Origin of the sequence: Roseibium sediminicola (assembly GCF_023156505.1) — a bacterium.
Taxonomy (GTDB): Bacteria; Pseudomonadota; Alphaproteobacteria; order Rhizobiales; family Stappiaceae; genus Roseibium; species Roseibium sediminicola.
On sequence record NZ_JALNMJ010000040.1, the window covers coordinates 1 to 22,336 of the forward strand.

Genomic DNA, 22,336 nt, shown 5'->3' on the forward strand with positions numbered 1-22,336 from the left:
CGGGAGCCTTGCTTCGAACGGACTGCCACGTACCGCGGATCGTACGGTCTCCGGCCCACTTGGGAGGGCAGCAACCGGCCCTCCCAAAACCAATCTACAAAAATTCAAACAGATAAGGATCGACACAACGCTCATCTGCGCCGCAAGGCCTACACCGCGATCGCAGCCAAGATGGCGCGCACCGTACACGCCGTGGTCAATCACGGCGAACCCTATCGCCCCTTCTTCGAGGGGGTGAGCCCAGGCGGAAGGACCTCTCTCTGACTGTGCCGTGGAGGCAGGCTATCTGACCTCGTAGATAATGTTCGGGCCTTCTGCTTGGGATTTGGGATCTCGTATTAAGGACGGTGAGGGCCGCCACTGCGCGTACCCTGTGTTTGCTATGGATGAGATCATTTCTTGACGGCAGAACCCGTCTGGGCAACCTTATCAAGGTATCCGGTCGCCCGGATGCCACTCGACCTGCTGACCTAAGCAGCCAAATTTTCCCGACATAGGACGTTATCGCTGACAATCATCAAGGGGTATCGACCACGACGCTCTGCGATACCGTCCAGTTCTCGCGATACCCGGGCTCCGGAGATCGAGTTGTCGACCACCGTTGCCAGACATTCGCGGCTGAAGTCATCAATGACACACAGGATTCGGAACCTGCGCCCATCAATCAGAGCATCGGAGACGAAGTCGAGAGACCAACGTTGATTGGCGGCTTGGGGCACGGCCATCGGCGCTCGCGTTCCCAAAGCTCGTTTCCGGCCGCCGCGCTTGCGCACCGTGAGACGCTCTTCCCGGTAGATCCGGTAGACTTTCTTCCAGTTGGCCTCGATGCCTTCACGCTTCAACAGGATGTGCAGCCGGCGATAACCAAAGCGCCTGCGCTCCGAGGCCAGTTCCTTCAGCCTCTGGCGTAGGTCAGCATCACCGGATCTTGTGGATCGATAGCGGTACACGCGCGGATCGATGCCAACCAACCCGCAGGCCCGTCGTTGCGAATATCCCCTGGTCTCAATTGCCCAGCTCACGGCATTCCTCCTTGAGCCAGGCGTCAGAAGTTTTTTCCGAGCATCTCGCGAAGCGTCGACACATCCATCATCGACTCCGCGAGCAGTTTCTTCAGTTTTACGTTTTCTTCTTCGAGGGCCTTCAACCGCTTGGCCTCAGACACCTCCATGCCGCCATACTTCGAACGCCACTTGTAAAAGGTCGCATCGCTCACACCGTATTTGCGGCAAAGCTCGGCGGCCGAAATGCCCGCCTGATGCTCTTTTAAAATTCCGATGATCTGTTCTTCGGAGAACCTGGATCGCTTCATCGTCTGTATCCTTCAATTGGGAACAGACTAACCTCAAAACGAGGACTTTTCAGGGGAGCAGGTCATCTGCTGCCAACTTACTGGTCCGCGAGCGGGGAGAACTGGCGCTGATATGGGCGCGACCCTTGGATGAGGTGTAGCTGCTCCAGGAGCCCCTTTTGTCAGCCGCTGTCTTTCTGGCTGCGCTCGCCTTGCTACCACGGTATAACCGGCAGCGGGTTTGTTCTCTGCCCGTTCACCCTTAGGGTAATTCTACGCACAAACCTTCCGATGCGGCCTCAAAGCCGTTAGGCATTAAGTGCTTAGACACATAGATTTCCCCGTAATTCTCTCGGTATCCTGCAAATCATCCGGCTCCAAATTAGTTAAGAGCCGTTAACGTTTTCACACCATCGAGCTACATATCCCTTGGTTGAAACGCGAAAGGGCTAATTAATGCCAACAAAGCAAATGGAACTTTCCCCGTTTTCTCAGGATACGGGCGTGCTGCGCTGTCCGGCTTGCGACATTGAAAATCTACACCAAATTCAGGTTGAGGCCTTTGAACGTAACGAGGATGCCGAGACTGGCACTCACGTCTTGATCACTGGCGATAACGTGCACATCAATCAAGAAATTGACGGAAATCCGAGCCCACGACGCCAGGGTCTGTTGGTTCGTTTTAGATGTGAAATGTGTTCGGCAAGTATTCGATTGAAAATGTATCAGCACAAAGGCAGCACCATTATGGGAATGGAATACGAAAACACTAAATAAGCAGAGGATATGAAATGGATAGGGAAACCGTAGATTTAGAGTATAAAATACTCGGCCAAATCAAAAAGTATGACATCGAGGCAGGGCAAATATTCCCAGTCGTGCAAGTTAAGGTAAATCTTGAAAACCTCGGTTTCTCAAATGACGATATCGTATCGACGTTAGAAAGTATGGTTGCTAAGAATTGGCTTGAACCTACCAACGGCCCACACTGGAAACTTCTAGAAGACGGGTTCAAAGCCATGCAATAAACGGAGTCTATTAAACGACCGTTTAATAGACAGGTGCAGCACCCCTCCTCTCACCGGTCGGATTGACTCGGTTTTGTGTCCAAAAAATATGTCTTGAAATCTATTGTCCAATATACGGTATTGGGTAATAGTTGGACATGCTTATCGGATATGCTCGCGTCTCGACCGCCGACCAGAACCTGGACCTGCAACGGGACGCCTTGGTGCGTGCCGGATGCGAGAAAATTTTTGAAGAGAAGAAATCCGGCAAAGCGGGCAGCAAGCGCCCGGAACTGGAAGCTGCCCTCGCCTATCTGCGGTCGGAGGACGTGCTGGTGGTGTGGAAGCTCGACCGGCTCGGCCGTTCCCTGGTCGAAATGATGCGCACCATCGATAAGCTGCGGGCTGACGGTATCAAGTTCAAGGGCCTGACCGAGGACCTGGACAGCGAGAGCGCCAGCCGTGCCGATGACGGCATCGCGTACAACAATCCGGACAAATTCCGACTGATTTCCCAACCGCAGAAACGGCCCAAGTACCGTCGTTTTGAAGTGAGACAACTAGAACGTTGACCCCGGGCCGGGTGACCATTTTGATTTCGCGTGCATTCCCGCACGTACCAAACGCGGTGCTTACGATCTGTTAACCACACAAAGTGAGGAAGAACCTATGGAGCCGCCAAGCGACAGGTGATGGCGAACATCGAGCATTGGTCGCACAAGGGGTTGAACAATCGGGCCGAAAATTCCCATGTGCCGCTGCGAAAACGGGAGCGAATGATGCAGGGTTTCCAATCGCCGGGAAGTTTGCAACGCTTCGCCTCGATCTTCTCGGCTCTGCGCAACCTCTTCGTTCCTACCCATTCACAACGCTTCGCTCAAGGCATTCGCAATCACCGCCTTCTGGCCATGGCAGAATGGAAAGCCGTGACCGGCGCTAACTGATAATTGGGCACCCACCGTCCCGTCGTGTCCGCACGCGGTTAACGTGACAAGACCCCCTAGTATGCTTCATCCTCTGTTTCCTTTAGTTGTGAACAGACTAAACTCAAAACGAGGAACTTTCAGGGGAGCAAGCCAGTGGCTCACTTCCCAGTGGAAAATTCGGCTCGGTTCTGCGTGCAAATAAATATATCGGATTCCAGACATCCAAAGGGGGATTTTGATGTTCATCGGATTGCGTTCCCTGAAAGTCATTTCAGGCGGCAGGTTCACTGCTTCCAATTTCGGCTTGTGCTGACATGTTCCGGTCGCTGTTTAAGCGGTCCTCCTGTGAGGTTAAGCAGGAGCCGAAGGCTGCCAAAACGACCTTGCTAGTAACAATGCTTGAAGTTCCGGAGCGGGACCACGAGGAAATCATTGCGACGATTTCGAAGCGGTTCTCTCCCGGATTCAAGATCGTCTACCTGGTCTCGACGAACGATTTCAACGCACTCCTGGCTCAAAACGCGGCATGGGAATATTTCGTCCCGCTGGAGGAGCAGCACCAGTATCGAGAGCTAATGGATTGGGCCGATTATCTTGCAGAAAAATGGAACCTACTGCTGATCAAGTGGAAGCCGGCGAAGGTGATTGCATACGGAACCAATGTGGAGCGGTTTCTCCATCATTCCCGGGAAATTAGAAAGATTACATCGGATGAAACAGACATTTGATGTCCTGTTCGTCGCGGATCCACGCTTCGAAGGCGGCAGTTCGACGGCACTCGCGCTGGAATTGAGGGTCGCTGCCAGAGCAGGTTACAGGACTGGACTGATGATGGTGCGCGGTCCGATTATCGGCCATCCATTTCCCATCCATCCGGAAATTCGCGAGGTGCTGGATGCCGGTCTCGTAGAAAGGACAGATCCGGACGCCGAAATCCAAGCCGACCTTGTTCTGGTTCACCATCCCTCCATTCTCGACAATATCATGCGGCCAAGGCCGCGAGTACGCACCGGCCGGATCATTGTCGTGCTGCACCATCCCGTCAAGGATGCGACTGGACGAATACAGTATGAACTGGAATTCATTCAGAAGCATGCTGCAATGGCATTCGGTATCGAGCGGGTGGACCTGGCGCCGGTGTCACAGGTTGTCCGGGACGGATTGCCCGTCCTGCTTCCCAACGGCGCTCGTGTCTTGAGTGAAAACTGGGACAATCTGATCGAATTACACCGGTGGCCTCGACGCAAAGGGCGTAGCGGGAATGACACTGTTATTGTCGGGCGCCATTCCCGCCCGGATCCAAAAAAATGGCCAGATACGCTGGATGAGGCTCTCCTCGCTTGGCCGGACCGTCTCGGTCGGAGAACGCGGATGCTGGGGGGAGGGCCGTATCTTTCTGAAAAATACGGGGCTCTTCCGCCGCACTGGGAGATGATCGAATTCAACGGTGAAGCGGTATCCGATTTCCTGTCTTCGTTGGATGTCTGGGTCTATTTTCATTCCTCCGAGTGGGTCGAGGCCTTTGGTCGCACCACGCTGGAAGCAATGGCAACGGGAGTTCCTGTCATATTGCCAGAGCATTTCCGCTGTCTGTTCGGGGATAATGCCACCTATGCCGAGTTGGCAGATGTTGACCAGGCGATTGCTGACTTAACCGGTGATCCTGACACTTGGCAGGACGCATCCGACCGGGCCAGGCAATTCGCCGAACGTCACAACGAGCACCAGTTCGAGCAGAGATTGCAGCGTATTCTGGCGGAGTGTCGCCAAAACGGAGGCGTCGCGGAAATCGGCTCAGGTATACCGGGGCCTAAGTTTCTGCCGCACCTTCCCGATGCCAATGTCCTGTTCGTTTCCTCGAACGGCATTGGAATGGGTCATCTCGTGCAGCAACTTGCAATTGCCGACAGGCTGCCGACGGGGCTGCGTCCCGTCTTTGTGACGTTTTCTTACGCAATGAAGATTACGGTCCTGTCCGGATATCCCACGGAATTCCTGCCGCACCACCGAAACAGCGGCATGGATGCCAAGGACTGGAACGATCATCTAGCCGAGGTACTGCTGGAACTTCTGCTGCGGTTGCAGCCCCGCGTAATAATGTATGACGCCACCGCTGCCTTCGACGGTGCGATACGCGCATTTCAAACTTACGACGCGGCGTTCAGCATCTGGGTTCGACGCGCGATGTGGCAGGAGTCCCATCGCGTTTTTCTACCGGCGCTCAACGCGTTCGACGCGGTGATTGAACCTGGTGAACTCGCCGAGGAGCTAGACTTGGGACCTACAACCTCGCAGCGAGAGAGAGTTCTGGAAGTTGCCCCGGTGCTTCATATCGATCCGTCTTCTAGGCTACCACGTCCCATGGCAAGACAGGCACTCGGCCTGTCCGAGGATGCGATTGTCGTGGCCATGCAACTGGGCGGCGGCAACAACTACGCGCTTGATGACCTCAAGACCAGGATTGTCGAGGGCCTCCTAGAAAATTCGGAAGTATTGATCCTGGATATTACATCGCCCATTCGCACAGGAGTCCTATCGGAGAAGCCCTACGCCGAGCGAGTGATCCCCATTGAGCTGTTTCCGGCATTTAGGTATTCAAACGGTTTTGATGCCGCCGTGTCGGCTGCGGGCTACAATGCCTTTCATGAAAACATCATCGGCGGCATTCCGACGTTGTTTGTACCCAATGAGGGCATAGACATGGACTTGCAGGTTAATCGGGCAATCTGGGCGGAGTTGGCTGGCTGCAGCTTGGTTTTGCGGCGTGATCTGCATCAGCCGAAGCTATGCGAACTGCTCAGTCAATTGCTTGACCCCCATGCCCGCGAGTCGATGCGGCGGGCCTGCAGGCTCTTTGCAAGCAAGAAGAACGGGGCCGACGAGATCGCTGCGTTTGTCGAGGACCACGCCAGACTACATTTTACCGACCGCAACCCGGCGGTGAGACAGTGATCAGGGACCGGGTCCTTTTCCTCTCCTCGAACGGGGTCGGTCTGGGTCATCTCAGCCGACAGCTTGCCATCGCGACACGGCTTTCGGCGGGTGTTGTTCCGGTTTTTCATACCCAGTCCTATGGAATTGCCCTGGTGCGGCAGTTCGGCATCGCCGGGCTTTGGCACCAGCACCATGCAAATAACGGTCTTGATATCGAGGACTGGAACATTGCACTCGGGCTGGAAGTGGCAGCGCTAGAAAAAAGGCTAGAACCGTCTGCAATCATCGTTGATTCTCCAGTCGTCTTCACCGGATTCGGCACGGTTCTGCAGGAGTCCACAGCCCAGAAGATTTGGGTACGCAGGGGCTTCTGGCCCGAGCAGCATCGCCGCTTCCTTGAAAATGCGCGCTGGTTTGACACCATCATCGAGCCCGCCGATCTTGCGCAGGAGTTTGATGCCGGGCCGACCACTGACCAGCGCAGCGAAGTTGTGTCGGTGCCACCCGTGCTCCTGGTCAATCCTTACCAACGTCAGCCAGCGCATGCCGCCAGACGAATTCTTGACGTTCAGGAGGCCTCTCGCGTAGTCGCCCTGCAACTAGGAAATTCCTTTGGCGATAGAACGCAGGCGCTCAGACAAAAATTGATCGACGTGCTTTTGGACTTTCCGGTTGAAATCCTCGACCTGAAGTCACCTTTGGAACGTAGTCAGAACCCGATAACAGACACCGGACGGGTGAAACCGGTCAACATCTATCCCTCGTTCGCCTTGTCCAAGGCATTCGACGCCTTTATTACCGCTCCAGGCTACAACAGTTTTCACGAATGCATTCTCGGTGGCATGCCTACCCTCTTTGTCCCCAACACGGCGCCCGAAATGGACAGGCAGGACTTGCGGGCGAACTGGAGCGTCGATAAGGGGTTAGCCCTGTCCATGGACTTTGATGCGTCCCAGGAGGAGATCAGAATGAAGATTGGGCAGCTCCTCTCGCCCGAATTCGCGAACCAAGTATCGACTAGGTCGGATGACGTGAACTGGACAAATGGTGCCCTTGACATCGCTGCGCTGTTGAGCAAGCAGCAGTAAGAACATCGAAAACGGCATCTGAATCAGATGGTTACCGGTCTCAATGAGAAACGAGAAACCTCGCGTCGCACGCATAGACCGTGTGGAGTCTCGCCACGATTTCTGGCGAGAGAAGATCCTCCGACCGGGGAAAAGCCCGAGTTTCTCGATAGCGTGCACGCAATTCGGCAACCGGTCGCCTGCTAGCCTGTTCAAGCGGAAAACGCTTTTCTTCCAGCGCATTGGTCCTCGCGAGGAAGTACTTTCTGGCGAGACCCGCTCCGAAATTCTCCTCGACCCAGAAATAGAGATCGTCTATCGAGATTTCGTCCCGGTAGCAGACGTTGAACATGTGGGACGCCTGGGGCAAGAAATGCGGATCGACCTCATTAGGGGCGTCGGCCAGATAGCCGACTATGAAAGACTCTAGCGTCGCAGTCTCGATATCGGCAATCTTCTCTCCGACATTGGCAAGAAGATGTTCCGCGCCCCTTTGGGCGATGATCTTATCACAGAAGGCCGAATAGAAGCGTTGCAGGGGGTCACGATGAACCAGCACAAGTCGGTCGCCATCCCGCAGATCTTGAACGCTCCGGACATGGGGTAAATGCCGGGGCTTCTTGGGGAGGTTATAGATGTCGACGGGTTGGTAGCTCTTCTTTAGAAGCTCGCCGATGAAGCGAAGCAGAGCCGAGGAGCCATTCTTGCGAATATGGCACCACACGAAGCGTTTGCCACGCCACGTGAAAGTAATGTGCGGCCGCCCAAGTTCTTGTTCTTCAACCAAACTGCCGGTGGTCCCAGTCCTCAATCTTTTTCCGTAGCTCCTGTTGCTGCCTTTCGTTGAGCGAGGACTTGATCCTGAGCAGTGTTTCCAAAGCTTCCGGGTCGCCCTCTCTCGAGGCAAGGGTGTACCAGAAGGCGGCCGTCAGATCGTCCTTCTCCACGCCTTCACCCTCGGCATACATGATGGCGAGGCTCATAAAGGCAGACCTCGTTCCGAGCAGGGCGGATCTTTCGAACAAGTCGACTGCGCGAGCTTGATTGACCTCTATTCCCTTGCCGTATCTGTATGCGTTGGCGAGGTTCACCATCGCGTTCCGGTCACCTAAGTTGGTCGCCCGCTGGTAGAGAAGAGCTGCGGCCAGCGGGTCCGGATCACCGCCTTCGCCGCGCTCATGCATCAATCCAAGGCGATTAATCGAAGCTGCCCAGTTCTGGTCCGTCGCCCTGCCGAACCACTGGCGGGCCGCAACGTGATCCACCGGCACTCCGCGTCCCAGTAGGTAGGCGACACCTATGTTGTGCTGGTCTTCCGGATGCCCGCGCTCCGCCGCATATAGAAAGAACTCGAATGCCTTTGTATAGTTCTGCGGTACACCAAGACCCTTGGCATAGAGATTCCCCTGATTATGCCACGCTGCCAGATAGCCTTCCGTCATTGCCAGCTCGTTCATTCTAAACGCATCTTCACCGCGGCCAGCCCGGTCATAGGCCCTTGCAAGCAAGGTCTTGAATCTTGGATTGTCAGGAAACGTCGTCACGGCAACTTCACAGGCGGGAATTGCCCTTTGTGGATCAAGGCTCCTATAATCAACGCTCGGTCCAACCCTGTCTGGGTCTGACGGATGTGCCGCGGCCAGATCGCACTCGGTTGCCCTTTCGGTTTCCGCCTGGCCCTCATTCGGCAGGAGAACCAGAGACTCCAGCAGTGACGAATTCTCCCATGGGACCTGGTATCCGGAGGTGTTTTGGACGACACTGGATCGGGTCTCCTTGAAGACACGTTCTATCGAAATCCCCTGTTTGCGAATTGAAGCCGCCAGTGCGTATGTGTAAGGGCTGTTGAGCCCTTCTCCGTCGAAGGCAACTTCACCCGGTGCCGTCGAAAAGGCAATCAGCGTTCCGGGTCGGCCTTCGGAAATGCGTGCCAGCCCGTCGCCCAGCGAAACCCCGGAGTCGCGTTTCAGGCCGCTTACGGCGCGAGACATATTGGCTGTCTCGACTTCATCCAGTGGGTTGTTGCGGCAGGCGTCGAGCACCATGATCAGTGATCGCGCGTTGGTATTGTGCAATTTCTTCAGCAGCGCCTGGGCGGACACGCCGGCGCGCTTGAGATCCGACAAGCTTTCGATATTGGCATCCGAGGCTATCAGATAGTTTTCACCGGCATACTGGATCCCGTGGCCGGCATAATAGACAAGGACGGTCGAAGTTTTTGGGACGGAGCTGACGAAGCGGTCAATCTCCACATTGAACCCGGACACCGTTGTATCCAGCACCAGACTGACTTCAAACCCCACCTCCTTGAGGGATTTCGCCATCAGACGTGCGTCCTCAACTGGGTTCTTCAGGGGGGTCACGTTATCGTAGTTTGCAATTCCGATGACCAGAGCGTACCGTTTCGCAGATGCCTGTGCTGGCGCTAGCACAAGAAGCAGGGTGAACAACGCCAGCAAGGGGGCGGTTCCAAACCATTTCTGAAACAGGTTCTTAGTAGTCGCCGATCGCACAACCCGCACGAACCCAATCCCTGCGGTTAACGTTGCATTTCGCGTCTCTGTCCTTGGCTCTCGCATCTTGAACCTCGGGAGATTGATTGGTGGTCTGACAACCTAGTAGAAAAAACATCGAAGAAAATGCAGCAGCCATAAAATAAAACTTGCCGACTGATCTTTTGATCATTTTCATCCCCCCAGATGAAAAAACAATAACCAATTAGCACACGAATGGATTTCCGAGTCAAGGTGATGCACGGCTCAGGTGTGGTGAATTTGAAATACGCCAAAATTGCCAGCACTCGCCGGATCTTATTTCGAATTCTAGAACCGCATCTACATCACGATGAATTGTGACCGGACACCTTGCCGGAGCTGATCTTTCGTAAGCGATACCTGAATGCGCGTCAGCGGACATTTGGAACATCTCTGGCGCAGTGCTTCATCGGCCTTTTCACTTGTAAATGTCGTTTGGTCCACCGGGCCCGGAAGCATTGCACTAAGGGTTGCACCGCCAGGTTCATCGAACGTGCCGTCCCCGAGATGTCGGCCCGGAACGTGGCAGGTCCAGATGGCATCGCCGCTGCTGAGACCCTGATCGACAAGCCGGTCGAGCACAGTCAGGGAACCATCAGCTTCGAGGTGAAAGCACCGTTGCAATATGTATCCGTCACCAGAAATCGTGACTAGGAGGGTGTCGTCCTCAAAGGAAGCTCGAGCCGTCGTCGCCGGGCCTTGTGCGACCGCCTCGAAGGCAATGCAGTTATGGGCGTGTTCGGTTACGCCGCTTATATGGAACCTGGTATCCGGGTCGAAGTAACCGGCGATGTCGTAACGCAACCTGCCCGGGTCGGCGATCAGCCGGCATCCGTTGGCTTCCCAGATGAAGCTGCCGAGATCCGCATGCGCGTGTGCGTGCCGGATGTCGCCAAGCCGGACGGCAAGAAAATGACGTCCAGACCGCAGGGAGGCGGCGGTCCGGCCGACATACCGGTCAGGAGCCCGGGTCGGCGGCGCGCCCCACAGAAGGTTCAATGGCAGGGATCCCGCCGGCGTAGCCCCGGTGGGGCCGACGGCAGGGGGCGCGCAAACCGGCAGATCGTCGCCGAAATCCGCGACCATGCCCGACGGCCCTGTCATCGCGGCGCGAAACTCGCCACAATCCAGTATGGGTTGAAAATGACTCGAGCCAGTCGCAAGTGTCGCAAACCAGGCAAATTGCGCTGAATGGTCAAGATAGACGACGCCTTCTTTCCACTCACCGCCGGGACCAACATCGCTCAGGCCGATGCGCGAGGAGGTCTCGGCTCTTTCCAGGAGTTCGGTGCAGTCGTCGGGATACTTCTCGCGAAGCGCCGTTGCGACAACGGTCAGGGCAGCGTTGCAGACGATGTTCCAGTTGCCCGGTGTCCTAGTCCAGTTCGATCCACCGCGCAGGGACCATAGGCCTCGCTTCACGGCTCGCTCGTGCAGGACCTTTTCCAGCTCCTGCAACTGGCTCCGGCTCGCAATAGGTTGTGACCATTTCGAGATGCAGGCAACGGCAAAAGCGATTTCAGCTGTGTCCAAAAAGTGTTCCGGATTCCAATTGGCTAGTCTCGCCGCTTTTAGACCGTCGGAAAGCATTGTCTTCAGGAAAGAAAACTCTCCTGTCAGGACATGCGCGACCACAAGACTTTGACTCCTGAGGGCAAGGGTTCTTGCGGTTGGAAGCAACACCTCGCGCCCTTCCTCCCAGGTGACCGGCAAATCGGTTCCGTCGAGTACTGAGGCCGAGGAAACGATGCTTTCGGCCAGTTCCCTCCAGCCATTCCCCCGGGACGCATTCCGCCGAAGGAGCTGTTGTGCATTTTTTCCGAGTAGAAACAATCTGGCTCAGTTTCCTGAATTGCACCGTTCAATCCAAAGATGAGAGGGCTCGCCGCCGCATACAAGCAGTCTTTTCAACAGCTAAACGCGTCCGGCCGGATGAGGCAGCACTCACAGTCCATGTTCCACTTCTAGCATACCTGCGCACCTTGAACCGCCCCGTGTCTGTTCATCGTCAGGTAATTTGAGAACTCCAGCGGGGACAAAAGTGCGGGAAGAAAGACCCCTAAGGGGTGTTTTGATCACACCTTGGCGGGTAAATTCCATTGTAGACTATCACAGATGTGTGTCACGAAAACCTAGGATTTGGATTTTAAGGGGAGGCAATAGCCTCATGACCGGGTCACGCTTCCTTTGATTTAGCGTAGGCTAGCTATCGCCTGCGTTGCCAATCCACCGATTACGGAGACAAGCATCGACAGCAACCAGCGCAAAAAGGCCACGGTGAGTTTTGCGCCTTTTTCGAGCAGGTGCTTGCCAAGGAACCGCATGACGACATTCACGAACTCCACAACTCGCTCGGCAGCGGCGAGCGAAGAGGCTGCCATGTTGGTCAATGCAGCTGCCATTTTGTCGAGAACGGTTGCGCCACCGAAAAAGGTGAGGCCGACAATCACACCAGCGGCATCAAGTAACATTCCTAGGATTTTTTCGATGAGTCTCAAGACGACGATCGAGTGCATTGTGGGTCCGACAGCCGCCGTTTGAGCTTGGAACAGCAAATCGTCGACCGTATCCAGCGAGAAGCGGCGATGGGCAATCACCGGCAGACCCGACCAGTCACTCAGGCCGACAGATTTGCGGTAGGAAACCAGGAAATGAGCATCTTTGCTGACCAGCGCGCCGGGCCCGCGTAGCAAATACGCCACCTCTCCAACAGGTATGTGACAAAATGGAAAAATCGGCAGCATCGGCACAACATCTGTATCGTGATAGACGCGAAAAACATTGTGGGCCCCAAGACCGGCCGTGACGACCTGTGCGTGGCTATCCAATCCAGCTCTTGGCGCACCGTAGGTGTAGAGCTTGATGCTCGACGTTCCGATCAGCGCTTCCGCCAGGATTGTGGCGGCTGCACCACCTAGGCTGTGACCAACGATATGAAGTGTTCCTGGATTTCTTCCGCGCAGTGCGGTTTGTACCTGCCCGAGGATGCTTACCGCGACATTTCTGAAGCCTTCATGGACGGGTAGCCCCAGCGGGCTGCGTGCGGCACTCATATGCGCATCCGTCATGAGATCGTGACCGGAAGTTATTTCCGTACCACGCACGCAAATGAGCGTTTCACCATGTCTGGGTGTTCCAGCCTTGCCGTGTGCAACGAAGCCGAATCCCGTCCTGCTCGAGCCACCCGGTATGTTGAGACCTGAAACGCCGGTGAAGCGCGTACCGGACGCAATGTCAAACTGTTCGCCGCCGGGGCCGGAGGCCTGGACTGCTGTTAGCAGATCCGTATCGAGGCGCATCACATAGGCGCTTTGTGCCAACTGGACCGTTTGAGCTGGGGACAGGGCAAGGGACAACGGCGTTCTCCACTTTTCGACGCTAAGCGAGTCGGCAAACTCCAAAATCATCGCCGGTATTGCTGGGCGTATGGTTTAAATCGCAAATGAAACGGAGTGGGCGATTGCGCTCGCCTTCTCGTTCGTAATTTGTCTTGGTGTTGAGCCAGCCGCGGTATTCCTTGCCATCAAGTTCGATAATGATTTTCTGGACGATGGTGATTTCCCCAGGGAAGAGGCTGGAAAAACCAGCGGAGCGGCTGATCTCAGGAAAGGAAAAATGGCCGTTCTTGTCTGTTGACACGGCAATTTCGGGAACTTCTCCAGGCTTCGACCATAGGGTGATCTGAACAACCTTGGCGCCTTCGACTGGCTTTCCATCTAAAATTACTGTTCCTGACACTTCCGAAAAGAGAACATTCGTTCCGAACAGAGCCATGGCATTCTTTCCCAAAAGGACTAAGACGACTGTGGCTACCAAAAGCACCAGTCTGTACCGAGAAACAGACGATCTGGCCATCGGGTCAAGCGCCCAATCTTAAAATATCCGAAGACAAGACACTTCGGATGTAAATGTATCGCCAGACTAAATCATACTTGCACTCGAAAAGACAACCGTGCCGGCTTCCCAAAGGCAAGCCAGACCGAGCTGTTGCAGCGTCCACGCAAGAGAGCAACGCACAGAAGATTCGGATTCGATCTGAGGATACGTCGATTGGTAGAGTTCCACGAAACTTAGGAACTCTGGTACCTTTTTTCGATGATTAATGTCCGACGCCGGATGTGGCTTTTGCTTTGGCATTTCAATCGGGCAAATGTCATTGGTCTGTTAGGTTTAGCGTCTAGATGTGACGTGTTTTTTCGCTAACGATTTCAGTGACCGTCCGGTTTTGCCAAAACGATTTCACGATCAGGCGTCAACGGCCATCCGGTCGGTATCGGACGCGCAATGGACGACGGCGCGTCGGATCGCCCGTGAACTTGACAGGGTTCTCGATGGCTCAGGTCCAAGGCAGCCAGCCATTGCGCGGGCTGCGGCGGAGCTGCGCCTGTCGATGCGTCAGGTCTACAATCTGCTCGCCCGCTATCGCGGCGAACGCCGGGTGAGCGCGCTGGTGCCGCGCAGTGCCGCAACCCGGCGCAAACGGCTTTCCGAAGAGATCGAGGCCATCATCGCCGCGACGCTGCGTACGCAATGGCTGACGCTGGAAGCCCCGCCCCTTGCTCCGGCCGTCGCCGAGATCCGCGCCCGTTGTGAGGAAGCCGGACTTCCCCAACCCTCCTATGTCACGGTCGCCCGGCGGATCCCGGTGTTGTTTTCGCCCGAAGAGATCGCCGGGAAGCGGTCGGCCAATCCGAAGCACCTGCACCGGCTGAAGCCGCGGCCGGGCTATATTCAGGCAGCGCGTCCGCTCGACGTCTGCCAGATCGACCATACGCCGGCCGATATTCATTTCGTGGAGGTTGTCGACGGCAGCGGGCTGTTCGTCGGCCGGCCCTACCTGACGATCGTCACCGACGTGGCGACCCGCTGCATTCTCGGCTTCTGCCTCACTCTGGAAAAGCCTTCGGTCCTGTCCGTCGCCCTTTGCCTCGCCCAGGCGCTGTGCCCGAAAGACACATGGCTGGCCGCCCGCCGTCTCGATCATGCCTGGCCCATGTTCGGCCGGCCGCGGCTGCTTGTTACGGATTCCGCCCGGGAGTTCAAGGGACACGCATTCCAACGCGGCTGTGACGACTATTCTATCCGCATCCGTTATCGCGATCGGGGCCGGGTTCATCAGGGCGGTGTGGTCGAGCGGCTGCTGGGCAAGCTGAACGCGGTTCTCGCCACCTGTCCGGGGTCGTCCGGGCGTTCGACTGCCGATCGCGACGACTATCCGTGCGCGCAGCGCGCCCGGCTGACCTTCGCGGAGCTGGAGCGGTGCGTGGCTCTCGCCGTGCTCGATCACAACTGCCAGGAAAATTCCAAGACGCTGAAGGTGCCGATGACGGAATGGCACCGTAACGCTGCAAGGCTGCCGCGCTTCGGGGACGATCCGCAGGGCGTGCTCCTGTCGTTCCTGCCCGGAACGGAACGGCAATTGTCACCGCAGGGGATCAGCCTGTTTGCCTTGCACTGCTACGCGCCGTGGCTCGGCAGTTTCGTTCCACAGCGCGACCGGTTGGGAAAGCTGGACGTGCGCTACGATCCCCGCGACATCAGCCATGTCTATGTCCGGGATCCGGACACAAGGCGGTTTCGGCCCGTCGGCCGGCGCGATGGCGCGCTTGCATCCCTGACCCTGTGGGAGCATCAGGGCGAGCGCGTCCGCCGGCGTGCGGCAAACCACCGTTCAAGCGTGGCAAAAGTGGCGCTCCGCCGGGAAATCGCAACCGTTGTCCAAGCCGCAAAACCGTCGAAGCGCCAGTTGCGCGATGCCGTCCGCAGCGCCCACGCCGGCGCGGCGACAAAGCCCTATGACGCCCTGCAGGAGCCGGCACCGGGTCCCGCCGACCATCCCGTGCGCCGGAAGCGGACACTGCCGGTGGAGGATTGGTAGCCGGCCATGGCCGATCATCTGCTCGACCATGTCCGGCCGTATCTTGACCGGAACCCGGAGCAGCGGGTTGCCTATGTCCGCGCGCCGCGCTGGATCGGGCACCAGGTTGCCAGGGACGCCCACCGGCGGCTGGAGGAGTTGCTCTTGCGACCGCTGTCGTTGCGGACCCAGGGACTGATGTTGGTCGGACCCTATGCCAATGGCAAGACAATGATCGCCGAGCGCTTCGCGGTCGAACATCTGAGAACCTCACCGGTCCAGAAGGTATGGGTCGTTCAGACACGCGAGGGGGCCGGTCTTGGTCACTTTTACGCCGGACTTCTTCAGGCCCTGCGAGCGCCCTTCGGCGACTGCCGGCCTCTTCGCCGGCAGTCCGAGCAAACCGATCATTTGCTGGCCAGCCTCAAACCGAAGGTGCTGATCTTCGACGAGTTCCACAATGCGCTGCGCGGCCGGACACGGGACATCGAGGCGGTGTTTGCGTTCCTGCGGCGGATCGGCCGCCAATATGATGTCTCTCCGGTTCTGATCGGAGAGGTGGCCGTCTACGACTTCGTCAACGCCACCAACGAGATGGCGAGCCGGTTCGATCTTCTCGCCGTGCCGCGCTGGCCCTATGACGAGGCCTATCTCACGCTTCTGGACAGTCTCGAGGCGGCCTTGCCGCTGGCACGACCGTCGAACCTGTCGGACGAACCGTTGGCGCGGCGGATCTTCGGCCTTTCGGAGGGATTGATCGGTGAGATCGTCGCGATCGTCACCAAGGCGGCGGTTGCAGCCATCCGATCCGGAGAGGAGCGGATGACGCCGGCCGGAATCGATGCTCTGCGCCATGTGCCGATCTCGCAGCGTCGCAATCCGTTGCTGCGCGAGACCCTGCTGTGACGGCGGCAGGCGGCCGCGGTCTGGAGATAGGCATCGGTGCACGCTACCGTGATGTCATCTCGCATCGGTGGCCGGTCATCGTCGCGCCGCAGTCCGAGGAGCTGCTGTCGAGCTGGCTGCATCGTCTGGCCATCGCCAACGGTGTTGCGCCCCGGGACTTCGCCCGGGTGCTCGGACCAGCATCAGGACCGGGATCAGGATTGTGGTCCGCCTCTCTCGACCTCCGGCTTCCCACGCCCGTTGCGGCCTGCCTCCTCACGCATACCGGGGTCTCGCGGCAGAAGCTCGTGGCAATGTCGCTGACGCGCTCTGCCTGGCGTCCCCTGCTCCTGCCGCTTCGCAGCCGCGGACGCCGCGGCAGGTCGACCTGGCTGCAATACTGCCCTTGCTGTCTGGCCGAGGACGCCCAGCCGTATTTCCGCCGGCGCTGGCGGCTGTCGACGGGGATTTCCTGTCCGGACCATGGATGCGGCTTGCGCGACCGATGCCGGTCCTGCGGCAGCGGCATTGCGGCGTCCGGCCAGCCCGACCTCGTCCCGCAGCATCTGTGCGTGCGCTGCGGGGCCGATCTGCGCCGTGCACCGAAGGTTGCAGTCAGCGCGGCGGCGCGGCGAATAGAGCGATGTATCGACGACATCTGCCGGCTGGAGGCGGTGACCGGAAGACTGACTGGAAAACTAGGGGGCAGCCCGCTCCTCCAGCGTCTTCCGGCCATCGCTGGCCTCGCCCCAACATCGACTTTATCGGGACTGTCCGCCTCGGCGCGCAGGCGCTGCTTCGAGCAGCTCGCCCGTACGCCCTGCACCTGGCTGACGGCCGGAGACGATGGTGTCGCCGTGCATTGGCGGCGCCTGATCCTGGCGGCGGGAGGAACCAGCGCCTTGATGGGGCAGTTCGTGGAAGCGTTGGAGCGAGACAGGCACCTTCAGGCGTCACCACCTCGCAGAGCACCGAAAGTGGACCTGCCCGCCCTGCTGGCCGCCTATCGTGACATCAGAGAACGTCCTCCCCGTCCTCGTTGAGGGCCTCGTCCGCGTCCTCTTGCTGCGCGATCAGGTCCGTCTCTGGCGCTTGACGGCTGAGCAGGCCGGCGTCCTCGAGCCGCTCGATGTCGGGCAGGTCGCGCAGCGTGTTCAGGCTGAACGCCGACAGGAAGTGTTTGGTCGTGACATAGGTATAGGGTGCGCCGGGGCTCGGACTGCGCGGGCCCGTGCCGAGGAAACCGGCTTGCCGCAGGCCGGCGATGGTGTCGCGGCTGACCTCATTGCCGAACAGCTGGGTGAGCTCGCCGCGGGTGACAGGCTGCAGATAGGCGATCGCCGTCAGCACCGCGGCCTCGGTCCTGGAGAGCGAAGGTGCTGGAGATCGTACCGGCGCCTGCGCGGCCCGGATCACCGGACCATAAGCACCCCGCGTGCGGTGCTGCCAGCCGCCGGCAACAGAGACAAGTTCGTAGGGACGACCCAGAAGATCATCCATGAGATCGTCGATCAGCAGATCAATGCTGACCTCCTCGCCGACGACCCGGGCGAGGACTTCCCTGGAGACCGGCTCGGCGGAGGCAAAAATCACCGCCTCCACCCTGAGCATCCATTCGCGCCAGCGCAGCTCCGGCGGCAGGTCAGCGAGTTCCCGGTCCAGCGGTATTTCTGCTTTTTGCTTTGCTGTCCGGCCCCGGGCCCTGGTCGAAGACATCACCCTCGTCCCCTCAAAGCCCATAGATCTTGAAGGTAGGACGGCCCGAGATCTCTCGGACGGCGCCAAAACTCTCGAGCCGGTCGAACAGCCGGGTGCTCGCCCACCGGGAAAGCCCCGTTCCGGGCGCAGTCCCGGCGACCGCCACCTCGCCGAGCAATTTCTGATAGACGGCGTCAGCGCCTTTCGTCCGGATTTTTGGCGCCACGGCTGCCAGGCGATCGGCCCGCCGGGCAATGTCCCCGGCCGAGCGCAAGGCTGTCCGGGTCGCCTCGACGAGGGCCTGGCAGACGGCCGCCGGGAAACCGGCATCGCCCGGACGCAACCGTCCCCGGTCGCCAGGCGTGCGGAAGGCGGCAGAATAGCGCTGACCCATCAGCAGCGGCACGCAGAAAACCCAGGACAGTTTTTGGGCGATCAACCAGTCGGCGAGCGCGAAGGCGAGGATTTCGGCATCGGGGCGGGTGGACCAGATCGCTGTTATCAGGTCGGCGGCGGCGAACGGCGCCGCCCGGCCCGATTGCAGCGCGGCGTCGACCAGATCGAGGGACTGGGCTAGGTGCTCGTCGAAGGAAAACCCCATCAGCTCGGCGAGATCGACCAGGAACGGCGTGGTCAGCGCGCCATTCCTGTTGGCCAGTTTGTTGAACGCCCCAAAAATCCGGCCGGCGGGTCCGGGGTCGTCGCCGGGGGCGGTCAGCAGGACCGCGTCCAAAAGCGCTGCAGGTTCCTCGCTGCGGCCCGAGAGCCGGCGGGCGGCGGCCGCGCTTTCCAGCGCCTGGCGGGCGCGCCAGCAGCCGGCCCAGGCCGGGTTGACTCGAACAAGATCGTCGAGGGATTTCAGGGCGATGCCGGCGGCGAAGGCGGCATCCGCCTCGCAGGCGATCGTCCCCCGCGGCACCGCCCAGCCGGGCAGCGGCCGGAGGATGCCGACGGTGTCTGCGGGGATGGGAGCGCGCGAATCCATGAATGCAAGCCTACACGACACGTGCGGTTATAGCGACGAAAGAGCAGAAAAAACGCACCGCTTGTCGGTGGATAACAAAGAGTGATAATGTTGCATTATCGTTCGTTTTGGTCTTTATAGAAGAAATGGCCCAAATCAGCGACCAGAACCCCGAAAATCACCCTCAGGAACACGCCGCACCGTCTGACAGCACAGCGGCTTCCGCTGATGTTTCGGTGCCTGGGGCGTCGGCCGGGATCCCCTCCCCTCTTCCGGAAGAGACCGAAGCCCTGCCGGCACACCTGCAGGAGCTCACCGAGCGGGCCCGCTCCTATGTCGAAGCCGCGTCCTCCGCCAACACGCGCCGCGCCTACGCCTCCGACTGGAAGCATTTTACCGCGTGGTGCCGGCGCCAGAATTTTGCGCCCCTGCCCCCGGATCCGCACGTGGTCGGGCTTTACATCACGGCCTGCGCCTCCGGCACGGTGGACCGCGGCGGCAAACCCGCTTCGGTCGCCACCATCGAGCGGCGGCTGTCGTCGCTCGCCTGGAACTACGCGCAGCGCGGCGGCGCAAGGCTCGACCGCAAGGATCGCGCGATCGCCACCGTGCTCGCCGGCATCCGCAACAAGCACGCCGCCCCTCCCCGCCAAAAGGAGGCCCTCACGCCGGAAGACCTGATCGCCATGCTGGAAACGCTCGATCGGAAAAACCTGCGCGGTCTCAGGGACCGCGCCATGCTGCTGATCGGCTTTGCCGGCGGTTTGCGCCGCTCGGAACTCACCGGCCTCGACCTTGGCCGCGACCAGACCGAAGACGGCCGCGGCTGGATCGAGATCCTGGACAAGGGCCTGCTGGTGACGCTGCGCGGCAAGACCGGCTGGCGCGAGGTCGAAATCGGCCGCGGCTCTTCCGACGCCACCTGCCCGGCCGTGGCGCTGGAGACCTGGATCAGGTTCTCCAGGATCGAAAAGGGCCCGCTGTTCCGGCGGGTGCGCCGCCAGGGCAAGGACGTCGGGCCGGATCGGCTGCATGACCAGGAGGTCGCGCGCCTCGTCAAGAAAGCGGCCCTGGCCGCCGGCGTGTGCGGAGACCTCGGCGAGGCGGATCGTGCAGGAAAGTTCGCGGGCCACTCGCTCCGCGCTGGCCTCGCCTCGTCCGCCGAGGTTGAAGAACGCTATGTGCAGAAGCAGCTCGGTCATGCCTCGGCGGAAATGACCCGCAAATACCAGCGCCGGCGGGACCGCTTCCGGGTCAACCTCACCAAAGCGGCCGGACTGTGAACGCCCCTGCCCTCTTGCCTTGCAGCTTGCCATAAATCTCTCGGCAAACTATATAGTCATAATGGTCACTATAGTTAGAAGGTGAGAAATGCAACCGTCATCGCACGATGAACCAAATTGGACCGTCGCGACCGCAAAGGCAAAGCTCTCAGAAGTCATTGAGCGCGCGCAGTCTACGCCGCAGACAATCACTCGAAACGGCAAGCCAAGCGTCGTTGTCGTCTCGGCTGAAGAATGGCAGCGCAAGACCGCGCGCAAGGGCACGCTCGCCGAGTTCTTGATGGAATCGCCACTCCGAAATAGCGAGCTCGACCTCGACCGCCAGAATGACGAGCCTCGAGACTTGTCGCTGTGAACTTTCTGCTCGATACGAACGTCCTGTCAGAAGTAACAAGACCGCAGCCGGAACTCCGCGTTCTCGAATGGTTGGATGGCCTCGATGAAGATCATTCCTACATCAGCGTGATAACAATCGCGGAAATTCGTCGTGGTGTAGCCCTCATGGACACTGGCCGGAAGCGAGAGGCACTTGAAGAGTGGCTCGCACAGGATCTGCCATCTCGATTCGTGAATCGAGTCCTGCCGGTAGACGAACGTGTCGCACTGGCTTGGGGCGACTTGATGGGCAATGCAAAGCGGAGTGGCCGGGGAATGTCGTCAATGGATGGACTGATCGCAGCCACTGCGGAAGCATATGACCTCACTCTTGCAACACGCAACATCAAGGATTTTGAAGGTCTGGGCGTCAAACTCTTTAATCCTTGGTCCGATTAAGAAATATCTTCGTAGCATTCACAACATCAATTTCAGCTGGGAAAAAGGTGAAAGAGCTTGCTCTCCTATCAATTGCTCAAGAATCATGCCGGCATTCTGTTGATCGGCGATTACACGTCCCTAAATTGGCTGCATGAGGTTGTGCATGATGTCAATGAACGGTCTCCGCTTGTTCGAGACAAAGAAGGCATGTTCTTGAGCTTGGCCTATGACGTTCGAAAAGCCTTTGAACAGCAGCGCGAAATACTGCTGCCTCCTCAAAACCAAGAAGCGGTGGGTGTCCGCTACGGTGTGAGGATCCTATGGCCAGTTCTGCTGATGCAACAGAGAATGCTCAGAACGTCTCTCGGCTATCTCGATCATTCAGCCAAAGTCCAAGCCATTGCCTATGCACTTGAAGCAATTATCGAAGAGGCACTTCGAGAGGATTTTGGCAAGCAAGGCGAAAGCATCATAGACCTTTGGCAACGCCTCAATCCTGCGTACCCGTCCGTCTTTGACATGCTTAAAAGCCGCGGTGCCATCTTTTGCTCGTGGACCAAACGGCAGCGCAAGGCAAATTTGCAGCAACTGCTGATCAGTTTCGACCCGATGTACGACAGCTTTTACCAACTCCGGATTCGACGCGGCGAGACGAACCTCATGTCTCCCGATGAAATGGCACTCTGGGAAAATGCGGAATGGCCCGATCCGCGATGGTAGCACTGGCACATCTGTTTCGAGTCTAATTTCGAGACATCCAGTTAGGCCATCCGAAGACACCTACAAACGATCAGTTATCCTTATCTTCTTTATTTGGAAAATCGCTCTCCTATCGGCTCTCAGGCGCCCCGAATGGCCAAATCAATGCTCAGACAGTCTTCAAATCGCCCTGAGGGACGGCTCATCGGCTATGCGCGCGTCTCCACGGACGAACAGGCGACAGAGGCGCAGGAGATGGAACTGCGATCGGCCGGCTGCGAGACAATCGTGGAGGAATATGGATCCGGTGCTTTGAACCGCCCCGGGTTTACCGAAGAGATTTTGTTTCAAAGATTATGCGGCTTTATCAAGTCGGTTCAAGTTTTCAAAGAAGGCCTCCTCGGCTTCTGTGGGAGTTTTGTATTCGATGGCGCT

The 22,336-nt window shown here is 58.2% G+C and carries 20 protein-coding genes and 4 pseudogenes; 16 read left to right on the plus strand and 8 right to left on the minus strand.

Features of this window, described 5'->3' with window-relative positions; translation table 11 throughout:
* Nucleotides 1-114: 114 nt before the first annotated feature.
* Nucleotides 115-264: pseudogene (locus tag M0H32_RS28160) on the plus strand (IS110 family transposase); the annotation flags it as partial.
* 236 nt (nt 265-500) lie between these two features.
* Here M0H32_RS28160 and M0H32_RS28165 read toward each other — a convergent pair.
* Nucleotides 501-1,312 (minus strand): annotated as a pseudogene (locus M0H32_RS28165) (IS3 family transposase); the annotation flags it as partial.
* Between the two features lie 450 nt (nt 1,313-1,762).
* On the opposite strand from M0H32_RS28165, the gene M0H32_RS28170 reads away from it, so the two are divergent.
* From M0H32_RS28170 to M0H32_RS28200, 7 genes and pseudogenes are all read left to right on the plus strand, one after another.
* On the plus strand, nt 1,763-2,068 hold the full coding sequence (locus M0H32_RS28170) for a hypothetical protein (RefSeq protein WP_248160000.1): 306 nt from the start codon (nt 1,763-1,765) through the stop codon (nt 2,066-2,068).
* A 14-nt stretch (nt 2,069-2,082) separates the two neighbouring features.
* Complete coding sequence (locus M0H32_RS28175) at nt 2,083-2,319, plus strand: hypothetical protein (protein ID WP_248160001.1); 237 nt, start codon at nt 2,083-2,085, stop codon at nt 2,317-2,319.
* A 137-nt stretch (nt 2,320-2,456) separates the two neighbouring features.
* Nucleotides 2,457-2,756: pseudogene (locus M0H32_RS28180) on the plus strand (recombinase family protein); the annotation flags it as partial.
* Between the two features lie 204 nt (nt 2,757-2,960).
* Nucleotides 2,961-3,242, plus strand: a pseudogene (locus tag M0H32_RS28185) (DDE-type integrase/transposase/recombinase); the annotation flags it as partial.
* Between the two features lie 296 nt (nt 3,243-3,538).
* Complete coding sequence (locus M0H32_RS28190) at nt 3,539-3,952, plus strand: hypothetical protein (protein ID WP_248160002.1); 414 nt, start codon at nt 3,539-3,541, stop codon at nt 3,950-3,952.
* Nucleotides 3,936-6,176, plus strand: coding sequence for a glycosyltransferase family protein (locus M0H32_RS28195; RefSeq protein WP_248160003.1), 2,241 nt, complete (start codon nt 3,936-3,938; stop codon nt 6,174-6,176). Before M0H32_RS28190 ends, M0H32_RS28195 begins: the two co-directional genes overlap by 17 nt.
* A complete protein-coding gene (locus M0H32_RS28200) occupies nt 6,173-7,246 on the plus strand; it encodes a glycosyltransferase family protein (RefSeq protein ID WP_248160005.1) in 1,074 nt (357 codons plus the stop codon). Before M0H32_RS28195 ends, M0H32_RS28200 begins: the two co-directional genes overlap by 4 nt.
* A gap of 40 nt (nt 7,247-7,286) precedes the next feature.
* Here M0H32_RS28200 and M0H32_RS28205 read toward each other — a convergent pair whose 3' ends face one another.
* The 5 genes from M0H32_RS28205 to M0H32_RS28225 form a co-directional block, all read right to left on the minus strand.
* Nucleotides 7,287-8,012, minus strand: a complete 726-nt coding sequence (locus M0H32_RS28205) for a sulfotransferase family 2 domain-containing protein (RefSeq protein WP_248160007.1) — start codon at nt 8,010-8,012, stop codon at nt 7,287-7,289.
* Nucleotides 8,005-9,684, minus strand: coding sequence for a caspase family protein (locus M0H32_RS28210; RefSeq protein WP_248160008.1), 1,680 nt, complete (start codon nt 9,682-9,684; stop codon nt 8,005-8,007). Before M0H32_RS28210 ends, M0H32_RS28205 begins: the two co-directional genes overlap by 8 nt.
* Before the next feature lie 375 nt (nt 9,685-10,059).
* Nucleotides 10,060-11,592: a heparinase II/III domain-containing protein gene (locus M0H32_RS28215; protein WP_248160009.1), complete on the minus strand. Its 1,533-nt coding sequence runs from the start codon at nt 11,590-11,592 to the stop codon at nt 10,060-10,062.
* 359 nt (nt 11,593-11,951) lie between these two features.
* The gene (locus M0H32_RS28220; RefSeq protein WP_248160010.1) at nt 11,952-13,115 is read right to left on the minus strand and encodes a lipase family protein; all 1,164 of its coding nucleotides are present in this window, start codon (nt 13,113-13,115) and stop codon (nt 11,952-11,954) included.
* Between the two features lie 22 nt (nt 13,116-13,137).
* A complete protein-coding gene (locus tag M0H32_RS28225; protein ID WP_248160011.1) occupies nt 13,138-13,533 on the minus strand; it encodes a DUF4198 domain-containing protein in 396 nt (131 codons plus the stop codon).
* A gap of 451 nt (nt 13,534-13,984) precedes the next feature.
* Between M0H32_RS28225 and M0H32_RS28230 the strand changes: the two genes are divergently transcribed.
* Genes M0H32_RS28230 through M0H32_RS28240 form a run of 3 tightly spaced genes read left to right on the plus strand, consistent with a single transcriptional unit; the run spans nt 13,985 to nt 17,544 of the window.
* Nucleotides 13,985-15,637 (plus strand): Mu transposase C-terminal domain-containing protein, encoded by a 1,653-nt coding sequence (locus tag M0H32_RS28230; protein ID WP_425607372.1) that lies wholly within the window; start codon nt 13,985-13,987, stop codon nt 15,635-15,637.
* A 6-nt stretch (nt 15,638-15,643) separates the two neighbouring features.
* Nucleotides 15,644-16,522, plus strand: coding sequence for a TniB family NTP-binding protein (locus M0H32_RS28235; RefSeq protein ID WP_248160013.1), 879 nt, complete (start codon nt 15,644-15,646; stop codon nt 16,520-16,522).
* A complete protein-coding gene (locus tag M0H32_RS28240; protein WP_248160014.1) occupies nt 16,519-17,544 on the plus strand; it encodes a TniQ family protein in 1,026 nt (341 codons plus the stop codon). The genes M0H32_RS28235 and M0H32_RS28240 overlap by 4 nt, the downstream gene beginning before the upstream one ends.
* Here M0H32_RS28240 and scpB read toward each other — a convergent pair.
* Both scpB and M0H32_RS28250 read right to left on the minus strand, forming a co-directional pair.
* Nucleotides 17,516-18,217: an SMC-Scp complex subunit ScpB gene (gene scpB, locus M0H32_RS28245; RefSeq protein ID WP_248160015.1), complete on the minus strand. Its 702-nt coding sequence runs from the start codon at nt 18,215-18,217 to the stop codon at nt 17,516-17,518. The two genes, M0H32_RS28240 and scpB, sit on opposite strands and share 29 nt — an antisense overlap.
* A gap of 13 nt (nt 18,218-18,230) precedes the next feature.
* Entirely contained in the window at nt 18,231-19,118 is an 888-nt protein-coding gene (locus M0H32_RS28250; RefSeq protein WP_248160017.1) for a DUF1403 family protein, read from the minus strand.
* A gap of 191 nt (nt 19,119-19,309) precedes the next feature.
* On the opposite strand from M0H32_RS28250, the gene M0H32_RS28255 reads away from it, so the two are divergent.
* The 5 genes from M0H32_RS28255 to M0H32_RS28275 all read left to right on the plus strand — a co-directional run.
* Entirely contained in the window at nt 19,310-20,446 is a 1,137-nt protein-coding gene (locus tag M0H32_RS28255) for a site-specific integrase (RefSeq protein ID WP_248160019.1), read from the plus strand.
* A gap of 88 nt (nt 20,447-20,534) precedes the next feature.
* Nucleotides 20,535-20,801 (plus strand): type II toxin-antitoxin system Phd/YefM family antitoxin, encoded by a 267-nt coding sequence (locus M0H32_RS28260; protein WP_248160021.1) that lies wholly within the window; start codon nt 20,535-20,537, stop codon nt 20,799-20,801.
* On the plus strand, nt 20,798-21,220 hold the full coding sequence (locus tag M0H32_RS28265; protein ID WP_248160022.1) for a type II toxin-antitoxin system VapC family toxin: 423 nt from the start codon (nt 20,798-20,800) through the stop codon (nt 21,218-21,220). Before M0H32_RS28260 ends, M0H32_RS28265 begins: the two co-directional genes overlap by 4 nt.
* Nucleotides 21,221-21,277: 57 nt before the next feature.
* Nucleotides 21,278-21,922, plus strand: coding sequence for a DUF6904 family protein (locus tag M0H32_RS28270; protein ID WP_248160023.1), 645 nt, complete (start codon nt 21,278-21,280; stop codon nt 21,920-21,922).
* A 132-nt stretch (nt 21,923-22,054) separates the two neighbouring features.
* Nucleotides 22,055-22,336: recombinase family protein (locus M0H32_RS28275; protein ID WP_248160024.1), on the plus strand; the 282-nt coding region annotated here is incomplete at its 3' end.

What these genes read in the sequence shown, in the direction of transcription:
- M0H32_RS28190 (WP_248160002.1), top strand. Translation starts at nt 3,539, where the DNA reads ATGTTCCGGTCGCTGTTTAAGCGGTCCTCCTGTGAGGTTAAGCAGGAG.
- M0H32_RS28225 (WP_248160011.1), bottom strand. Translation starts at nt 13,533, where the DNA reads ATGGCTCTGTTCGGAACGAATGTTCTCTTTTCGGAAGTGTCAGGAACA.
- M0H32_RS28195 (WP_248160003.1), top strand. Translation starts at nt 3,936, where the DNA reads ATGAAACAGACATTTGATGTCCTGTTCGTCGCGGATCCACGCTTCGAA.
- M0H32_RS28255 (WP_248160019.1), top strand. Translation starts at nt 19,310, where the DNA reads ATGGCCCAAATCAGCGACCAGAACCCCGAAAATCACCCTCAGGAACAC.
- M0H32_RS28235 (WP_248160013.1), top strand. Translation starts at nt 15,644, where the DNA reads ATGGCCGATCATCTGCTCGACCATGTCCGGCCGTATCTTGACCGGAAC.
- M0H32_RS28260 (WP_248160021.1), top strand. Translation starts at nt 20,535, where the DNA reads ATGCAACCGTCATCGCACGATGAACCAAATTGGACCGTCGCGACCGCA.
- scpB (WP_248160015.1), bottom strand. Translation starts at nt 18,217, where the DNA reads ATGTCTTCGACCAGGGCCCGGGGCCGGACAGCAAAGCAAAAAGCAGAA.
- M0H32_RS28175 (WP_248160001.1), top strand. Translation starts at nt 2,083, where the DNA reads ATGGATAGGGAAACCGTAGATTTAGAGTATAAAATACTCGGCCAAATC.
- M0H32_RS28170 (WP_248160000.1), top strand. Translation starts at nt 1,763, where the DNA reads ATGGAACTTTCCCCGTTTTCTCAGGATACGGGCGTGCTGCGCTGTCCG.